This is a genomic window from Pseudomonas japonica (assembly GCF_900188455.1).
In the GTDB taxonomy this organism is placed as follows: domain Bacteria; phylum Pseudomonadota; class Gammaproteobacteria; order Pseudomonadales; family Pseudomonadaceae; genus Aquipseudomonas; species Aquipseudomonas japonica.
In genome coordinates this window covers 222,838-239,249 of sequence record NZ_FZOL01000007.1, presented here as the reverse complement: position 1 = coordinate 239,249, position 16,412 = coordinate 222,838, and the positions used below count along the sequence as shown (strand labels likewise).

The window sequence follows — 16,412 nt, the reverse complement described above, 5'->3', positions numbered from 1 at the left end:
ACAAGGTGCCCGTCGTTTTCGTTGCTGCTTCCAAGCTGCCTACTCCTTTCGCGACTTTCACCATGCACGGTTTTCTCGATGAAGCCACGGGCCGCGAGCACGTCGTGCTCAGCCTCGGCGCTGTCGATGATGGCCAGCCGGTGCTCGGTCGCCTGCATTCCGAGTGCCTGACGGGCGACGCCCTGTTCAGCCAGCGCTGCGATTGCGGTTCGCAGCTCGAGGCAGCCCTGCAAGCCATCGCCCGGGAAGGGCGTGGCGTTCTTCTCTATCTGCGCCAGGAAGGCCGTGGCATCGGTCTGCTGAACAAGATCCGCGCATACGAGTTGCAGGACGGCGGTGCCGATACCGTCGAGGCCAACGAGCGTCTGGGCTTCGCCGCCGATCAGCGTGACTACGCCATGTGCCGGCCGATGCTGGAGCACCTGGGCGTCAGCGCGCTGCGCCTGATGACCAACAACCCGCGCAAGGTCAAGGCGCTGACCGACATGGGCATCGTCGTCGCCGAGCGCGTGCCGCTGCACACCGGACACAACCCGCACAACAAGCACTACCTGGCGACCAAGGCCGGCAAGCTCGGCCACATGATGGGCAATGAGCACCAGGGCGAGGTTGGTCGGGCGTGACCCGCGGCCAGGTTCGCGCCCGCCTGACCCTCGCCTGGTGGCAGTACCTGGCGGTGGCGCTGGTACCGCTGCTGGTATTCGCCTGGGTCTTCGGCGGCGCTGAGCCGATCATTCCGATCCTGGCCATGCCGATGTTCATCGGTGGCGTGGCCTCGATGTTTCTTACCCTGCCGCGCTTCGGTGCCTACAAGCATGCGCTGATCGCCACCGGCAAGGCCCTGGACAGCGACGCCGAACCGGCGGCCTGGATCGAACTGGCGCGGACGCGCCGCCTGGGCATGCTGTTCGCCTGCCTGCCGGCCTGGGTCGCCGCACTGTCGGTGTTCGTCGGTCTGGAGGCGGTGCCGCGGGTTCTCCTGGCGATCTCCAGCGTGGTGATCCTCTACCTCTACCGTATCCCGCGTCAGCTGGCCTGATGCGCGGCTTTCTCCTGCTGGTGCTGCTGGCGTGCGCCGGCTCGCTGGCGGCGGCGCCGCGGGTGGTCAGCCTGGCGCCGTCCCTGACAGAAATCGTGATCGAACTGCAGGCCGCCGATTTGCTGGTGGGCGTACTCGATGCCGGGGAGCGCCCGGCGGTGCTGGCGCAGGTGCCTTCAGTGGGGCGCTACGGCCAGCTCGATCTGGAACGCCTGCTCAGCCTCAAGCCCGACCTGATCCTGCTCTGGCCGGCCAGCGTGCCGCCGGCCCAGCGCGCACAGCTGGAGCGCCTTGGCATCCCGCTGTACAGCGCCGAAGCCCATGACCTCGACAGCCTGGTCGAGCAGATTGCCAGCATTGCTGAACACCTTGGTCGCGCCGAAGCCGGGCGGCAGCGCGCCGCCGAACTGCGGGCGCGGCTCGACGCGCTGCGCCAGCGTTATCGCCGAGAGCAGCCGCGGCGGGTGTTCTACCAGGTGTGGGACAAGCCGCTGTACACCATCGGTGGCGGGCAGATCATCAGCGATGCCCTGAAGGTCTGCGGTGCGCGCAACCTGTTCGACGACCTCAAGCTGCCCGCGCCGCAGGTCAGCATCGAGAGCGTGTTGCTGCGCGATCCGCAGGTGATCGTGGCTGGCGACCCGGCGCAGTTGAAGAGCTGGGCGAACTGGCCGCAGGTCAGCGCGGTGCGCGACGGCCAGTTGCTGGTGGTGCCGGACAAGGGCCTGGAGCGCCCCAGCGGGCAGATGATCGAGGCCACCGCCAGGCTGTGCGAGGTGCTGGCTAGAGCTCCGGCGTCCAGTTGATCGCGAGCATCCAGCCGCGGCCTTCCTCGCGGTAGCCGTAGTAGCTGCCGTCGAAGTTGTACTGGCTGCGGGCATAGTCCTTGTCCAGCAGGTTCTCGACCTTCAGGTCCAGGCGCAGCTCCGGGGTCAGCGTCCAGCTGGCGCGGGCCCCGAGCAGACCATAGCCGCCGAGGCTGCGCTGGTTGGCCGCGTCGGCATAGCTGCCGCTCACGGCCTGCCAGGACGCGCCGAGACCCAGGCGATCGAACTGACGGTCCAGGTCAAGGCTCAGGGTGCGACGCGCGCGACGCTCCAGGGTATGGCCGTTTTCCCGGTCGCGCGGGTCCAGCAGGGCGAGGCCCAACTGGCTCTGCCAGCCGAACCACTGCTGCTTCAGGGTCGTCTCGAAACCGATGATGCGCGCCTTGCTGACGTTGTACGGCGCGGTATCGCGGAACACGATGGCGTCGCGCAGGTCGGTGCGGTACAGCGAGGTTTCCAGGCGGCTGTCTTCGCTCAACTGGCTGCGCCATTGCACTTCATAACTCTTCGAATGCTCGGGCTTGAGATTCGGGTTGGCGGCGAAGGGGTAGTACAGGTCGTTGAAGGTCGGTGCGCGAAAGCCCTCGCTGTAGGACAGCAGCAGGTCGTTGTCCACGTTCAGCGGCAGGGTCAGGCTGCCGCTCCAGGTGTTCTGCCCGCCGAACTGCTGGTTGCGGTCGCGGCGCAGGCCCAGTTCGGTGGAGAAATGCTCGCCCTGGAAGCGGTGCTGGACGAAGACCGCGCGGTTCCAGCGGCTGTCCTCGGTGAAATCGGTGCTGGCGTGCAGGCGGTCGACCCAGGCGTCGCCGCCGAGCAGCAGGCTGTGCTGGTCGTTCAGCGTCAGGTCGTTCTGCCAGGTCAGCGAATCGCGGTAGGTGTTGTACACGTCGTTGACCGCATTGAGCTTGTCGCGGCTGCGGTCGCGGTTTTCGCTGTGGCCCAGTTCCAGGCGGGTATGCCAGCGCTCGTTCACCTGCGCGGCGAGCCAGGTGTTGACGCTGCTGACGGTGAAATCGGTGTAGGGCGCCTGCGGGCGGGTCTCACCGGTGTCAATGATGTAGAGCCCGTAGGGGCTGTCGAACTCCCGCCGACCGCGGTTATCCAGCACGCTCGCGCCGACCTCCACGTCGTCGTTCAACGCGTGCGCCAGGTTCAGGCTCAGCGACCGGTTGCGATAGGCGTCATGGTCCCTGTCGCTGGAGAAGGACTGGCGGGTGTCATCGATGCCCGCGCTTTCGTCCAGGCTGGCGCCCAGGCTGAAGCGGGTGCGGCCGTCACCGCCGGACAGGCCGAGGCTGCGCTGGAAGGTCTGCCGGCTTCCCGCGGCGAACCGCATGCGGCCTTGCAGGCCTTGTTCCGCGCCGCGCCGGGTGAAGATCTGGATCACCCCGCCCATGGCATCGCTGCCGTAGATCGCCGAGCGCGAGCCGCGCAGCACTTCCACCCGCTCGATCTGCTGGACATCCAGGTACTGCAGGGCGCTGTCGCCGGACGAGGTGTTGGCGATGCGCTGGCCGTCGACCAGCACCAGGGTCTGCGCGGCCTTGGTGCCGCGCACGAAGATCCCCGGCAGGCTGCCGCGACCGCCGGTGCGCGCGACCTGCACGCCGGGGACGCGGGTCAGCAGGTCGGTGATGTTGTCCGGCTGCAGGCGCTCGATGTCGTCGCGGGTGAAGACCGTGCTGGCGGCACTGGACTGGTTGCGATCCTCGACCTGGCGGTTGGCGCTGATCACCACGTCGGGGAGCTTAAGGGCGGCGTCGCGGTCCAGGGGGGGCGGCGAGGAGCGGGGTGGGGAGGCAGAGCAGGAGCGGGGCAAGGCGGGGGAGATTCATGAAATTGAAGAGTCTGATTGTTGTGGGAGCGTGGCTTGCTCTGTAGGAGCTGGCTTGCCTGCGAAGGACCGCGAAGCGGTCCCAGATAGCAGTGAGTTCTGGGACCGCTACTGCGGTCCTTCGCAGTGGTTCGTCACACGACAAGCCAGCTCCTACAAAGACCGCGCAAGCCGGTCGTTACAGGCCCAGCAGATTCATGCGCTGGCGAACCGAATCCTCGATCCCGGCGGCATCCAGTCCGCACTCGGCGAGCATCTGCGCCGGCTTGGCATGCTCGACGTAGACGTCCGGCAGACCCAGGTGCAGCACGGGCTTGATCAGCGCTTCGCGGGCGAGGAACTCGCTGACCGCCGCACCGGCGCCACCCATGATGGCGTTCTCTTCGATGGTCACCAGCAGTTCGTGGCTGCCGGCCAGTTCCAGCACCAGGGCTTCGTCCAGGGGTTTGACGAAGCGCATGTCGACCACGGTGGCGTCGAGCTTTTCCGCGACCTTCAGGGCCTCGGCCAGCTGTACGCCGAACACCAGCAGGGCGACCTTGCTGCCCTGGCGGCGGATCACGCCCTTGCCGATTTCCAGCGGTTCCAGGGTGTTCTCGATGGTCGCGTTCGGACCACTGCCGCGCGGGTAGCGCACCGCCGCCGGACCGTCGTACAGATGACCGGTGCTGAGCATGCGGCGCAGTTCGTTCTCGTCGCTCGGGGTCATCACCAGCATGCCGGGGATGCAGCGCAGGTAGGAGAGGTCGAAGCTGCCGGCATGGGTCGGGCCGTCTTCGCCCACCAGGCCGGCACGGTCGATGGCGAACAGCACGTCGAGGTTCTGCACCGCGACGTCATGGATCAACTGGTCGTAGGCACGCTGGAGGAAGGTCGAGTAGATCGCCACCACCGGCTTGGAACCCTCGCAGGCCATGCCGGCGGCCAGGGTCACGGCGTGCTGTTCGGCAATCGCGACGTCGAAGTAGCGCTGTGGATAACGCTCGCTGAACGCCACCAGGTCGGAGCCTTCCTTCATCGCCGGAGTGATGCCGACCAGGCGTTCGTCGGCGGCGGCCATGTCGCACAGCCACTGGCCGAACACCGCGGAATACTTCGGTCCGCCGGCCTTCTTCGGCGCGGCGGCAGGCTTGTCCACCGGCTCCAGCTTGGTGATCGCGTGGTAGCCGATCGGGTCGACCTCGGCCGGGGCGAAGCCCTTGCCCTTCTTGGTCACCACATGCAGGAACTGCGGGCCCTTGAGGTCGCGCATGTTGCGCAGGGTGGCGATCAGGGTCGGCAGGTCGTGGCCGTCGATGGGGCCGATGTAGTTCCAGCCCAGTTCCTCGAACAGGGTGCCGGGGACCAGCATGCCCTTGGCGTACTCTTCGGTGCGGCGGGCGATTTCCCAGGCGCCGGGCAGGCGCGAGAGGACCTTCTTGCTGCCTTCGCGCATGCTCGCGTAGGTGCGGCTGGAGAGGATCTTGGCCAGGTAGTTGGACAGGCCACCGACGTTGCGCGAGATCGACATGTCGTTGTCGTTGAGGATCACCAGCATGTCGGCGTTGACTTCCTGGGCGTGGTTCAACGCCTCGAAGGCCATGCCCGCGGTCAGGGCGCCGTCGCCGATCACCGCGATGGACTTGCGCGACTCGTTGCGCAGGCGGGCGGCGATGGCCATGCCCAGCGCGGCGCTGATCGAGGTACTGGAATGACCGACGCCGAAGGTGTCGTACTCGCTCTCGCTGCGCCGCGGGAAGGCGGCGACGCCGTCCTTCTGGCGCAGGGTGTTCATGCGCTGGCGGCGACCGGTGAGGATCTTGTGCGGATAGGCCTGGTGCCCGACGTCCCACACCAGGCGGTCGTCCGGGGTGTCGAAGACGTAGTGCAGGGCGACCGTCAGCTCGATGACGCCCAGGCCGGCACCGAAGTGCCCGCCGGTCTGCCCGACGGTATAGAGCAGTTCCTGACGCAGTTCGTCAGCCAGGTTCTCCAGGTCGGCTTCGGCCAGACGACGCAGGCCGGCTGGCGTATCGGCACGGTCGAGCAGCGGCGTGACCGGGCGTTCGCGGGGGATCTCTTGAAACGTCGTGGGCATCAGGCGAGTCGTTATAGGTTTGAAGACGCGGCAGTTTACCCCATTGGGGAGAGGCTGCCCATTCAATGGGGCGCAGCCCATTCCGCTGTAGGAGCTGGCTTGTCGTGTGACGAACCACTGCGAAAGGACCGCGCAGCGGTCCCTATCGCGGTGAGGTCTGGGACCGCTGCCGCGGTCCTTCGCAGGCAAGCCAGCTCCTACAGGGGCAATGGGGGCGTGCGGGGATCAGTTGCGCCGTTCGACGATGTAGCGGGCCAGCGCCCGCAGCGGCTCGGCCGCTGCGTCAAACGGCCGCAGAGCATCCAGGGCCTGGTCGCGCAGTTCGAGGGCATAGGCCTTGGCCGCGTCGAGGCCGAGCAGGGCCGGGTAGGTCGGCTTGTCGCGGGCGATATCGGCGCCCTGGCGTTTGCCCAGGGTCGCGGTATCGCTTTCCACGTCGAGGATGTCGTCCTGCACCTGGAACGCCAGGCCGATGGCCTGGGCGTACTGTTGCAGGGCATCGAGTTCGGCGTCCCCGGCACGCTCGCTGGCCAGGGCGCCGAGGCGCACGCTGGCTTCGATCAGTGCGCCGGTCTTGTGCCGGTGCATGAATTCCAGGGCCGTCTGGTCGAGCCTGAGCCCCACCGAGCCGAGGTCGATGGCCTGGCCGCCGACCATGCCGGCCGGGCCCGCGGCCTTGGCCAGGGTGCGCACCATGGCCAGGCGCGTGGCGTCGTTCAGGGTGCTCAGGCGCGGATCGAGCAGGGCGTCGAAGGCCAGGCTCTGCAGGCCGTCGCCGGCGAGGATCGCGCAGGCTTCGTCGAAGGCCTTGTGGGTGGTTGGCTGGCCGCGCCGCAGGTCGTCGTCGTCCATCGCCGGCAGGTCGTCGTGGACCAGCGAGTAGGCATGGATCAGCTCCACCGCGCACGCCGCGCCATTGGCCTGTTCGGCGTGGCCACCCAGTGCCTCGCAGGCGGCGTAGGCGAGCAGCGGGCGAACGCGCTTGCCGCCGTTCATCACGCTGTAGCGCATGGCCTGGTAAAGGCGCTCCAGTTCCACCGACGGGGCCTGGAACAGCGGCTCCAGGGCGGCATCGACGCGTGCCTGGGATTGCGCCTGATAGCTGCCGATCATTGCGCCGGGTCCGCGTCGAAGGGCTCGGCGGCCAGTTCGCCGTCACGCTCCAGAAGGATCTGCACCTTCTGCTCGGCCTGGGTCAGGGCACCCTGGCAGTCACGGGTCAGGCGAATGCCTTGCTCGAAGGCGGTCAGCGAGTCTTCCAGCGACAGTTCGCCGTTCTCCAGGCGCTCGACCAGGGCTTGCAGGTCGGCGAGGGATTGCTCGAAATCGATGGCGGCTTTTTTTCGGGCCATGGCGTCTGTCTCGGTGGCGGTCGGAACGGCGCGACACTAGCAGAGCAGGGCATCCGGGGCAAATCGGTGGTCGCATTGCGGCGCCCGCGTTGTGAGGGCTCATGGCTCTCTGCCATAATCGCGCCCGCTCGGCGTCCAGAGCATCCCTTCCGCCGTTGCGTGATGGACCACGTTGTGAGCCTCCTGTCGATCGAATCCGCTCTGTGCTTCATTGTCTTCTTCGTCCTGTACTGGAGCCTGTGCTGGAGCACGCGGCTGCAGAACGTTGTGCTGCTGGCCGCCAGTTACGGTCTGGCGGCCAGCTTCAGCCCCTTCGCCCTGTATGTGCTGTTCGCCTACACCCTGGCGGTGTACGGCCTCGGGCTGCTGGCGGCGCGCTGTCCGGGGCGCTGGTTCAGTTACCTGGCACTGCTGGTGCTGGTGCTCGGCTGCTTCTACCTGTTCAAGTACCAGGAACTGCTGGTCGGCGGCGTCCAGGCCGCGCTGGCCGGGCTGGGCCTGACGGTGTCGCTGCCGGTGCTGCAGGTGCTGGTGCCGATCGGTTTTTCCTTCTATGCCTTCCATTCCGTCAGCTACGTGGTCTCGATCAACCGCGGTGAGCTGGCACCGGTGCCGCCGCTGGATCTGGCCCTGTACCTGGCGTTCTTCCCCAGTCTGATCGCCGGTCCGGTCAACCGTGCCACGCACCTGCTGCCGCAGATCCGCGCCGGGCAACTGCGTCAGGTGCTGGAGCCGCAGCGGGCGCTGGGGCTGATCGCCCTGGCGGTGGTCAAGGTCTTCCTGCTGAGCGGCTGGCTGGGCAGCGAGTGGGTCGATCCGGTGTTCGAGACGCCGGGCAACTTCACCCCGGCGCAGGTCCTCCTGGCGGTGTACGGCTACAGCCTGCAGATCTACTTCAACTTCAGCGGCTACACGCACCTGGTCAGCGGGCTCGCGCTGCTGCTGGGCTATCGTCTGCCGCGCAATTTCGACGCGCCCTATGTCGCGCGCAATCTGCGCGAGTTCTGGACGCGCTGGCATATCAGCCTGTCCAGCTTCATCCGCGACTACGTGTACATCCCGCTGGGCGGCAATCGTCATGGTGCCTGGCTGGCGACGCTGTACATGTTCCTGGCGATGCTGGTGTCCGGGCTCTGGCATGGCGCCAGCCTGAACTTCCTGATCTGGGGCGCGCTGCATGGCGTTGGCCTGGCGGTGTACAAGCTCTACGCGCGCCTGTTGCCGAAGGGGACGGGAATGGCCTGGCCCGCGCGGATGCTGACCTTCCACTACGTGGCCTTTGCCTGGGTGTTCTTCCGCAGCACCAGCCTGGATGGCGCGCTGGATATGCTGAACGGACTGTCGGCTGCCGATCTGCTCGGCGACAGCGGTCTGCTGGTGCTGGCCTGCGCGCTGGTCCTGGCGATCTATCCCTCGACGCTGACGCTGCTGCGCGCTGGGTTCGGCGCCAGTACCCGCTTGCCCTGGGCGTTCTACCCGTTGCCGTTCGCGCTGTTCCTTGCGCTGGTCATCTTCGCCGCACCGTCCGGCGTACCGGGTTTCATCTATGCCGGTTTCTGACAATCGCCAGCTGTTGCGCACGCAGCTGGGCGCGGCGCGGGTGCTGTATGCCCTGCTGATCAGCGCTGTGCTGCTGGCCTGGCTGAACCAGCAGTCGCTGGACCTGTACTGCCAGCAGCAGTACCACCGGAGCTGCGAGTTGCCGCTGCTGGGGCAGAACCCGCTCTGGCGCCTGGGCGGCAATCTCAACCAGGCCCTGGTGGATGCCCGCGAGCGTTTCTTCGACAGCCTGAACGCGCAGCGCGGCGAAACGCCGCCGCCTGCGGCGCCGCTACCGCCGGCACCGGTGACGGTGGACCTGCCGCCGAATATCCCGGTGGTGACGGTCAGTCTCGACAGGCCGCCAACCAAGCCGTTGCCAGCCAAGCCGCAGCCGGTCAAGCCGAAGCCGGTAGCGACCCCTGCCGCCGCGCCAGGCCAACCGCTCATCGCCCAGCCGCTGCCGGGCATCGTGAACTCGCCGCGGGTCACCCTGCGCGCCAGCGACGAAGTCTTCCTGGTGGGTGATTCGATGATGCAGGGTGTCGCTCCGCACCTGGCCAACACCTTGCTCAAGCGCTACGGCATCCGCAGCATCAACCTCAGCCGGCAGAGCACCGGGCTGGCCTATCCGGGCTTTTTCAACTGGCCGCAGACCGTCGCCCGGACGCTGCGCGAGCACCCCAGGGTGCGCCTGATGGTGGTCTTCCTCGGTCCCAACGACCCCTGGGACATGCCCCAGGGCAAGGGCAAGCCGTTCCTGCGCTTCAAGACCCCGGCCTGGGAACTGACCTATCGCCAGCGCATCGATGCCATCCTCGACCAGGCCCGCGAGCGGGGTGTGCAGGTGATCTGGGTCGGGCCGCCGAACATGCGTCAGCCGCGGCTGTCGACCGCGATGGCCTATCTCAGCGAGCTGTACCGCGAGCAGGCGCAGCGCCATGGCCAGCACTATGTGTCGGCCAACGTCGTGCTCGGCTACAAGGCCGACGAGTTTTCTTCTACCGTTCACAACGGCCAGGGCGGGCAGCTACGCACCCGCGCCGACGACGGCATTCATTTCACCATTCCCGGGCAGAAGCTGATCGCCAACCAGGTGTTGGCCCTGATCGCCTTTCCCGGACCTGACGTGACGGGGCATTGAGATGCGTCGACTGCTTTCCCTGCTGCTTCTCGCCTGCCTGCTGCCCGTGGGCGGCGCCCAGGCGATCAGCCGCGACGGCAACCTCGGGCTGTTCGCCGGCAAGCTGCGCATGGCGGCCCGGGCGCCGGTGAACGTCGTCCAGCTCGGCGACTCGCATACCGCCGCCGACCTGTTCAGCGCAGAGCTGCGCCGGCTGTTGCAGAAGGAGCATGGCGATGGCGGTATCGGCCTGATTTCGGCCGTGCCGGTAGCCGGCACCCGCTACGAGCAGGTCGTGCTCAAGGCGGCCGAAGCGCAATGGAAACAGCTGTCGGCGCGCAATCAGCAAAGTGAGCAGTTCCCGCTGGGGGGCTACCTGGCGCTGCCGCAGGTGGAAAAGGCCACGGTGCGCATCGAGGCGCGCCAGCCGGATGAGCAGCGCTATCGGGTTTCCGCGCTGTACCAGGCGCAGCGGCACGCCAGCCTGGAGGCCCGCGACGGGCAAAACCCGGATCGCCGCGTGATGCTGGCGGCCACCGCTGGGCAGTGGCGCTTCAGCCCGCTGCTGAACAATGCGCGTCTGCCGCTGCAACTGTCGGTGGAGGCGCCGGCGGGGCTGGCGCTGGGCGGCTGGTATGTCCAGGGGCAGCAGAATGCCGGTGTGACCCTGTCCGCGCTGGGTATCAATGGCGCGCAACTGACGGTGACGGACAAGTGGCAGGCGGGCTGGCAGGAAACCCTCAAGGCGCTGCGCCCGGATCTGCTGATCCTGGAGTACGGGACCAATGAAGCCTTCGACCCGCGCTTCGATCCGCTGCAGTACCGCGAGCAACTGACCCGCATCGTGGGCGACCTGCGCCGCCAGTTGCCACGGGCGCTGATCGTCCTGCTCGGGCCGCCGGACTCGATCAGGCAGCGCACTGCCCAGGGCTGCGCGGCGCGGGTGCCACAGGGATTGGCGGGGATCATCGAAGCGCAGCGCGAGGTGGCGAAGGCCAACAGTGGGCTGTTCTGGGACTGGCAGGGGTTCATGGGCGGGCCGTGCTCGATCGAGCAGTGGCAGGCCGGGGGATTGGCGCGGGGGGATCTGATTCACCTGACGGCGGAGGGGTATCGCAGGAGTGCGGGTGGGTTTCATGAATTCTTGCGCAAGGCGTTGGGGTTGCGCTGAGTTCGGGGACCGCGTTGCGGCCTTTCGCGGGCAAGCCTCGCTCCTACGAGGGGGTGGCGTCTTCCCGTAGGAGCGAGGCTTGCCCGCGAAGGACCGCAAAGCGGTCCCCGGGGTACGACTCAGTTCTTGGCGGTTTTGACGCCAGGCTCCAGCTTCACCGTATCCTCCAGGGTGAAGCGCCCCAGCGGGTTCTGCGTGAAGTTCTCGATATTGCTGCGCGAGATATTGATGTACGGGCTGTAGTACAGGTCGATCCAGTTCACGTCCTGCTTCGCCAGTTTCTGCAGTTCCTGGTACATCTGACCACGCTTGACCGGGTCGCTTTCCAGGCGCGCCGCGGCGACCAGGCCCTTGACCTTGTCGTTCTTGTAGCGAGTCATGTAGTTCTCGTTGGAGTCATGTCCGAGCACGAAGGTGGTCTTCTGGTCCGGGTCGAGAATGTCGTTGGTCCAGTACATCACCGACAGGTCGTAGTCGCCGTCCACCAGCATCTGCCAGCTCGCGGTGGGGTCGACCTTCTGCAGGTTGGCGGTGATGCCGACGTCCTTCAACTGCTTCTGCACCAGCACGGCGATCTGCTCGTCGGCCTCGTTGCCGGCATTGACCACATAGTTGACCTTGAGGCCTTCGGCGCCGGCCTTCTTCAGCAGTTCGCGGGCCTTGGCCGGGTCGAACGGACGCTGCAGGTTGTTGGCGTTGTGGTACAGCGCCCCCTTCGGAATGTACGAGTAGGCGACTTCGCCGTGACCGAAGGTGACGGTGTCGACCAGCGCCTTCTTGTCGATCGCCAGGTCGATGGCCTCGCGCACTTCCTGTTTGCCCAGCAAGCCCTTGGAGTGGTTGATCAGCAGGTGGTCTTCGCGGGTCGACGGGTCGCTGTGGATGTTCAGGCTCGGGTCTTTCTTCAGCTCGTCGACCTGGGAGAACGGCACGAAGATCGCGGTGTCCAGCTCGCCGGCCCGGACCTTGAGCATGCGCGTGTTGTCGTCGGGAATGGAGATCCACTCGACGCCATCCAGGCTGACTTTGTCGGCCTCCCAGAAGTTGGGATCCTTCTCCAGGATCACCCGGTCGCCATGCACCCATTCCTTGACCCGGAAGGCGCCCGAAGTCACCGGCTCCTGGGCGTAGGCGTCCTCGCCCATGCGCTCCATGGCCTTCTTCGACACGATGGACAGGTTGGCCGTGCTCAACTGGGAGAGGAACGGCACCGACTTGCTCTTCAGGGTCACCACCAGGGTGTGGGCGTCGACCGCCTTGGCGTCGGCGATGTCCTTGTAGGCGTCGGCCCACATGGAGCCGGGGTTGTCGCGGATACGCAGCAGGGTGAAGGCGCCATCCTCGGCGGTGATCGGCGAACCGTCGGAGAATTTGGCGTTGCGCATCTTGAAGGTGTAGGTCAGGCCGTCGTCGGAGATCGTCCAGCTTTCCGCCAGGCCCGGTACCAGCTTGGTGCCCGAGTTGTCGACCCGGACCAGCACGTCGTAGACGTTGCCGAAGACCCAGCTGTCGCGGTTCTGCGCGCTCTTGATCGGGTCGAAGGTGGTGCTTTCCTCACGGCAACCGATGGTCAGTACGCCGGCGGCATGGGCCACGCCGGTGGTCAGGGCGCTGGCGGCCAGCAGGGCGGCGGTGAGTAACTTCAATGCTCCAGGTTTCATGCTCAAGCTCCATTTGACGATGTTGTTGGATCAGAACAGCGGCTCAGTATGGACGCAGGCGTATTGCCGCGCGCCCAGCGAATGGGTCGGCGGTGCGTTTTCCCGGCAGGCCGGCAGGGCATGCCGGCAACGGGGATGGAAGGCGCAGCCGCTCGGCAGGTGCAGCGGACTCGGCGGCTCGCCCGGCAGTGGTTGCTCGGGCAGGCGGCGGGCCGGGTCGATATCGGCGATGGACTGGATCAGCGCGGCGGTGTACGGGTGGCGCGGCGCGGCGAAGACCTCGTGCACCGGGCCTTCCTCGACGATCCGCCCCAGGTACATCACCGCCACGCGGTCGCACAGGCGGCGCACCACGGTGAGGTCATGGGTGATGAACAGCAGCGCGAGGTCCATGCGTTCGCGCAGTTCCAGCAGCAGGTTGATGATCTGGCCCTGGATCGACACGTCGAGGGCGGCGACGCATTCGTCGGCGACGATCAGCCGCGGCTCGATGGCCAGGGCGCGGGCGATGCCGACCCGCTGGCACTGGCCGCCGCTGAGGGCGCGCGGCTTGCGTTCGGCCAGTTCGGGGCGCAGGCCGACCTGTTCGAGCAGTTGCGCAACCCGCGTGGCGATCTGATCGTCCGTCACCTTGCGCTGCACCCGCAGCACTTCGGCGAGGATCTCGCCGACGCGCTGGCGCGGGTTCAGGGCGCTGTACGGGTCCTGGAAGATCATCGCGGTTTCACGGCGCAGGCGGGCGATATCGGCCTTGCTGCCGTGCGCCATGTCGATACCGTCGAAGAGGATCTGCCCGTCGGCCACCGGGGCCAGGTGGAGGATGGCCCGGGCCAGGGTGCTCTTGCCGCAGCCGGACTCGCCGACCAGGCCGAGGGTTTCCCCGGCGGCCAGGCGCAGCGAGGCGCCATTGACCGCGCTGACCTTGCGTGGGCGCAGGCTGAACAGGCCTTCGCCGGCGGCGGGGAACTGCACCCGCAGGTCCTTGACCTGCAACAGCGTGGTCATGACCAGCCTCCGGCGAGCAGCGGTGTGTGGCAGGCCAGGCGATGGCCGGGTTCGCTCTCGCGCAGTTCCGGCAGGTGCTCGCGGCAGCGCGTCGAGGCCTGCGCGCATCGCGGACCGAAGCGGCAGCCCGCGGGCATGGCGCCCAGCAGCGGTGGCTGGCCGCCGATGGTGTTCATCAGGCGCTGGCCACTGTCCGCCGCCGGGTGGCAGGCGAGCAGGCCGGCGCTGTACGGGTGTTGCGGCCGGGCCAGCAACTGCGTCTTGCTGCCGTGTTCGCAGAGGCGCCCGGCATACATCACGGCGATGCTGTCGCAACTCTGCGCGACCACGCCGAGGTCGTGGCTGATCAGGATGATCGACAGGCCGCGGCGGTCGCGCAGGTCGAGCAGCAGGCGGAGGATCTGCGCCTGCACGGTGACGTCCAGCGCCGTGGTCGGTTCGTCGGCGATCAGCACCTTGGGGCTGCAGCCCAGGGCCACGGCGATCATCGCCCGCTGGCGCATGCCGCCGGAAAACTCGTGGGGATAGTTGTCGACCCGCGACTGCGGATCGGGAATCCCCACCTGGCGCAGCACTTCGATGGCTTCGGCCCGCGCTTCGCGGCGCGAGGCGCCCTGGTGCAGGCGGATGCCTTCGGCGATCTGTTCGCCAATGCGCATCAGCGGATCGAGGTGGCTGCTCGGGTTCTGGAAGATCATCCCCAGTTCACCACCGCGCATCCGGCGCATGCCGGCCTCGTCCAGTTGCAGCAGGTTCTTCCCGGCCAGGTGTACCGCCGTGCCTTCGACCCGCAGGCCGGGCGAGGGCAGCAGGCGCATCAGCGCGCGGCAGGCCATGGTCTTGCCCGAGCCGGACTCGCCCACCAGACCGAGGATCTCGCCCTGGCCAAGGCTGAACGACAGGCGATCGACCACCGCGATATCGCGCCCGTCGACACGGGCGATCACGCTGAGGTCTTCGACGCGCAGCAGGGCGGTACTCATGAACGGTCTCCCAGGCGTTCGGCGACGCCGTCGGCGAGCAGGCTGAAACCCATCGCCAGGGTCACCACGGCCAGGCCGGGGAAGGTGCAGATCCACCAGGCGCTGGTGATGAAGCTCTGACCTTCTGCAACCATCGTGCCCCATTCGGCGGTGGGCGGCTGCACGCCGAGGCCGAGGTAGCTGACCGCGGCGCCGTTGAGCAGGACCAGCACGGCGTCGGACATGCAGAACACCACCGAGCTGAACAGGGCGTTGGGCATCAGGTGGCCGAAGAGGATGCGCCGGTGGCTGAAACCGAGGCTCTTCGCGGCCAGGGCGAAATCGCTTTCCTTGAGCACGAGGATCTGCGCGCGGATCAGCCGGGCGTAGGACACCCAGCCGACCAGGGCCATGGCGATGTAGAAGCTACTCAGGCCGGGGCCTAGGATGGCCATGATCGCCAGCATCAGGACCAGGAAGGGGAAGGCCAGGACGATATCGATCAGGCGCATGCACACCGCGTCGAAACGCCCGCCGATGTAGCCGGAAATCGCCCCGATGCAGGTGCCGAGGAGGAACGGGAAGATCACCCCGATCAGGGCCATCTGCAGGTCGATGCGGGCGCCCCAGATTACCCGCGAGAGGATGTCGCGGCCGAAGTTGTCGGTGCCGAAAGGGTGCGCGAGCGTCGGTGCGAGCAGGCGCAGGTCGCCGTTCTGCTGCAGTGGATCGTAGGGCGCGACCCAGGGCGCGAACAGCGCCAGCAGGCCCCAGCCGAGAACGATGGCGAGACCGCAATACAGGGTCAGGCGACCATCACCGAGGTTCCAGCGCAGGCGCCAGCGCGCGGGCAGGGTGACGCTCGGGCTGGTCATTGGATCTTCACCCGCGGGTCGATGGCGGTGGTCACCACGTCGGCGATGAAGTTCACCGCCACGGTGGCGCAGGCCAGGACCATGGCCACGCCCTGGACCACCATGTAGTCGCGGGTGAAGATGCCGCGCACCAGCAACTGGCCGATGCCGGGCAGGGAAAACAGGGCCTCGATCACCACAGTGCCGCTGATCAGCCAGCCGATGTTCACCGCCAGCAGGTTGACCGTCGGCACCATCGAGTTGGGCAGCACATGACGCCGGAACACGGCGCTTTCCGAGAGGCCGCGGGCGCGGGCGGCGGTGACGTGGTCGGCCTGCAGTTCGAGGAGCATGCTGGCGCGCAGGTTGCGTACCAGTACCGCCGAGAGGGCCAGGGCAATGGTCAGGCAGGGCAGCACCAGGTGGTGGAGTTTTTCCGGCCACTCGCGGCCATAGCCGGACACCGGGAACAGCCCCCAGTGCACGCTGAACAGCAGGATCAGCATCAGCCCCAGCCAGAACGCCGGCAGACCGAGGCCGGCGGTGGTGAACAGGCGGATCAGGTTGTCGGCCCAGCCGCCCTTGTTGCGCGCGGCGACGGTGGCCAGCGGCACGGCGATCAGCAGCGCGAGGAGCACGCTGCCGGCCACCAGCATCAGGGTCGGTTCGATCCGTGTCGAGATCAGCTTCAGGGCATCGACCCGGTACAGCAGCGACTGGCCGAGATCGCCGTTGAGCAGGTTCTTCAGGAAGTACAGGTACTGCACCCAGATCGGCTCGTCGAGACCGAACTGGGCGCGGATCTTCTGGATCGCGTCCGGCGTGCTCCGTGCCCCGAGCAGTACCCGGGCCGGGTCGCCGGGAATCGAGCGGACCAGGACGAAGGTGATGACACTGATGCCGAACAGCACCGGCAGCAGTTGCAGCGGGCGGGTGAGAACGAAGCGGTAGCGCGCCAGGTTCATCGA

14 protein-coding genes and 1 pseudogene are annotated in these 16,412 nt (G+C 67.2%); 6 read left to right on the top strand and 9 right to left on the bottom strand.

Translation table 11 applies throughout. From position 1 onward, the window contains the following. Positions 1 to 5 precede the first annotated feature (5 nt). From ribA to CHB99_RS11625, 3 genes are read left to right on the top strand one after another with little or no spacing between them, the layout of a single operon-like run. Positions 6 to 623: a GTP cyclohydrolase II gene (gene ribA / locus CHB99_RS11635; RefSeq protein ID WP_042123618.1), complete on the top strand. Its 618-nt coding sequence runs from the start codon at positions 6 to 8 to the stop codon at positions 621 to 623. Beyond that, on the top strand, positions 620 to 1,039 hold the full coding sequence (locus CHB99_RS11630; protein ID WP_042123620.1) for a hypothetical protein: 420 nt from the start codon (positions 620 to 622) through the stop codon (positions 1,037 to 1,039). The genes ribA and CHB99_RS11630 overlap by 4 nt, the downstream gene beginning before the upstream one ends. Next, a complete protein-coding gene (locus CHB99_RS11625) occupies positions 1,039 to 1,845 on the top strand; it encodes a cobalamin-binding protein (protein WP_042123622.1) in 807 nt (268 codons plus the stop codon). Before CHB99_RS11630 ends, CHB99_RS11625 begins: the two co-directional genes overlap by 1 nt. Here CHB99_RS11625 and CHB99_RS11620 read toward each other — a convergent pair. The 4 genes and pseudogenes from CHB99_RS11620 to CHB99_RS11605 form a co-directional block, all read right to left on the bottom strand. Beyond that, positions 1,823 to 3,701 (bottom strand): annotated as a pseudogene (locus tag CHB99_RS11620) (TonB-dependent receptor domain-containing protein). The gene CHB99_RS11625 and the pseudogene CHB99_RS11620 overlap by 23 nt on opposite strands. A 177-nt stretch (positions 3,702 to 3,878) precedes the next feature. After that, positions 3,879 to 5,777 (bottom strand): 1-deoxy-D-xylulose-5-phosphate synthase, encoded by a 1,899-nt coding sequence (gene dxs / locus CHB99_RS11615; protein ID WP_042123623.1) that lies wholly within the window; start codon positions 5,775 to 5,777, stop codon positions 3,879 to 3,881. 225 nt (positions 5,778 to 6,002) lie between these two features. Further along, positions 6,003 to 6,890 (bottom strand): (2E,6E)-farnesyl diphosphate synthase, encoded by an 888-nt coding sequence (gene ispA / locus CHB99_RS11610; protein ID WP_042123625.1) that lies wholly within the window; start codon positions 6,888 to 6,890, stop codon positions 6,003 to 6,005. Beyond that, on the bottom strand, positions 6,887 to 7,129 hold the full coding sequence (locus CHB99_RS11605; RefSeq protein WP_042123627.1) for an exodeoxyribonuclease VII small subunit: 243 nt from the start codon (positions 7,127 to 7,129) through the stop codon (positions 6,887 to 6,889). The genes ispA and CHB99_RS11605 overlap by 4 nt, the downstream gene beginning before the upstream one ends. Positions 7,130 to 7,303: 174 nt before the next feature. Between CHB99_RS11605 and CHB99_RS11600 the strand changes: the two genes are divergently transcribed. From CHB99_RS11600 to CHB99_RS11590, 3 genes are read left to right on the top strand one after another with little or no spacing between them, the layout of a single operon-like run. Next, the gene (locus CHB99_RS11600; RefSeq protein WP_245655596.1) at positions 7,304 to 8,689 is read left to right on the top strand and encodes an MBOAT family O-acyltransferase; all 1,386 of its coding nucleotides are present in this window, start codon (positions 7,304 to 7,306) and stop codon (positions 8,687 to 8,689) included. After that, positions 8,676 to 9,812 carry a DUF459 domain-containing protein gene (locus CHB99_RS11595; RefSeq protein ID WP_042123632.1) on the top strand — a complete coding sequence of 379 codons (1,137 nt, stop codon included), beginning with the start codon at positions 8,676 to 8,678 and terminating at the stop codon, positions 9,810 to 9,812. Before CHB99_RS11600 ends, CHB99_RS11595 begins: the two co-directional genes overlap by 14 nt. A gap of 1 nt (position 9,813) precedes the next feature. Further along, positions 9,814 to 10,962, top strand: coding sequence for an SGNH/GDSL hydrolase family protein (locus CHB99_RS11590; RefSeq protein WP_042123634.1), 1,149 nt, complete (start codon positions 9,814 to 9,816; stop codon positions 10,960 to 10,962). A 119-nt stretch (positions 10,963 to 11,081) separates the two neighbouring features. Here CHB99_RS11590 and CHB99_RS11585 read toward each other — a convergent pair whose 3' ends face one another. Genes CHB99_RS11585 through CHB99_RS11565 form a run of 5 tightly spaced genes read right to left on the bottom strand, consistent with a single transcriptional unit; the run spans position 11,082 to position 16,409 of the window. Then, on the bottom strand, positions 11,082 to 12,623 hold the full coding sequence (locus tag CHB99_RS11585; protein ID WP_042123636.1) for an ABC transporter substrate-binding protein: 1,542 nt from the start codon (positions 12,621 to 12,623) through the stop codon (positions 11,082 to 11,084). Between the two features lie 30 nt (positions 12,624 to 12,653). Beyond that, positions 12,654 to 13,628, bottom strand: a complete 975-nt coding sequence (locus tag CHB99_RS11580; protein ID WP_042123638.1) for an ABC transporter ATP-binding protein — start codon at positions 13,626 to 13,628, stop codon at positions 12,654 to 12,656. After that, positions 13,625 to 14,611: an ABC transporter ATP-binding protein gene (locus tag CHB99_RS11575; protein WP_042123639.1), complete on the bottom strand. Its 987-nt coding sequence runs from the start codon at positions 14,609 to 14,611 to the stop codon at positions 13,625 to 13,627. Before CHB99_RS11575 ends, CHB99_RS11580 begins: the two co-directional genes overlap by 4 nt. Continuing rightward, positions 14,608 to 15,465, bottom strand: a complete 858-nt coding sequence (locus CHB99_RS11570) for an ABC transporter permease (RefSeq protein ID WP_042123641.1) — start codon at positions 15,463 to 15,465, stop codon at positions 14,608 to 14,610. Before CHB99_RS11570 ends, CHB99_RS11575 begins: the two co-directional genes overlap by 4 nt. Then, positions 15,462 to 16,409: an ABC transporter permease gene (locus CHB99_RS11565; RefSeq protein WP_042123642.1), complete on the bottom strand. Its 948-nt coding sequence runs from the start codon at positions 16,407 to 16,409 to the stop codon at positions 15,462 to 15,464. Before CHB99_RS11565 ends, CHB99_RS11570 begins: the two co-directional genes overlap by 4 nt. Positions 16,410 to 16,412: the final 3 nt, after the last annotated feature.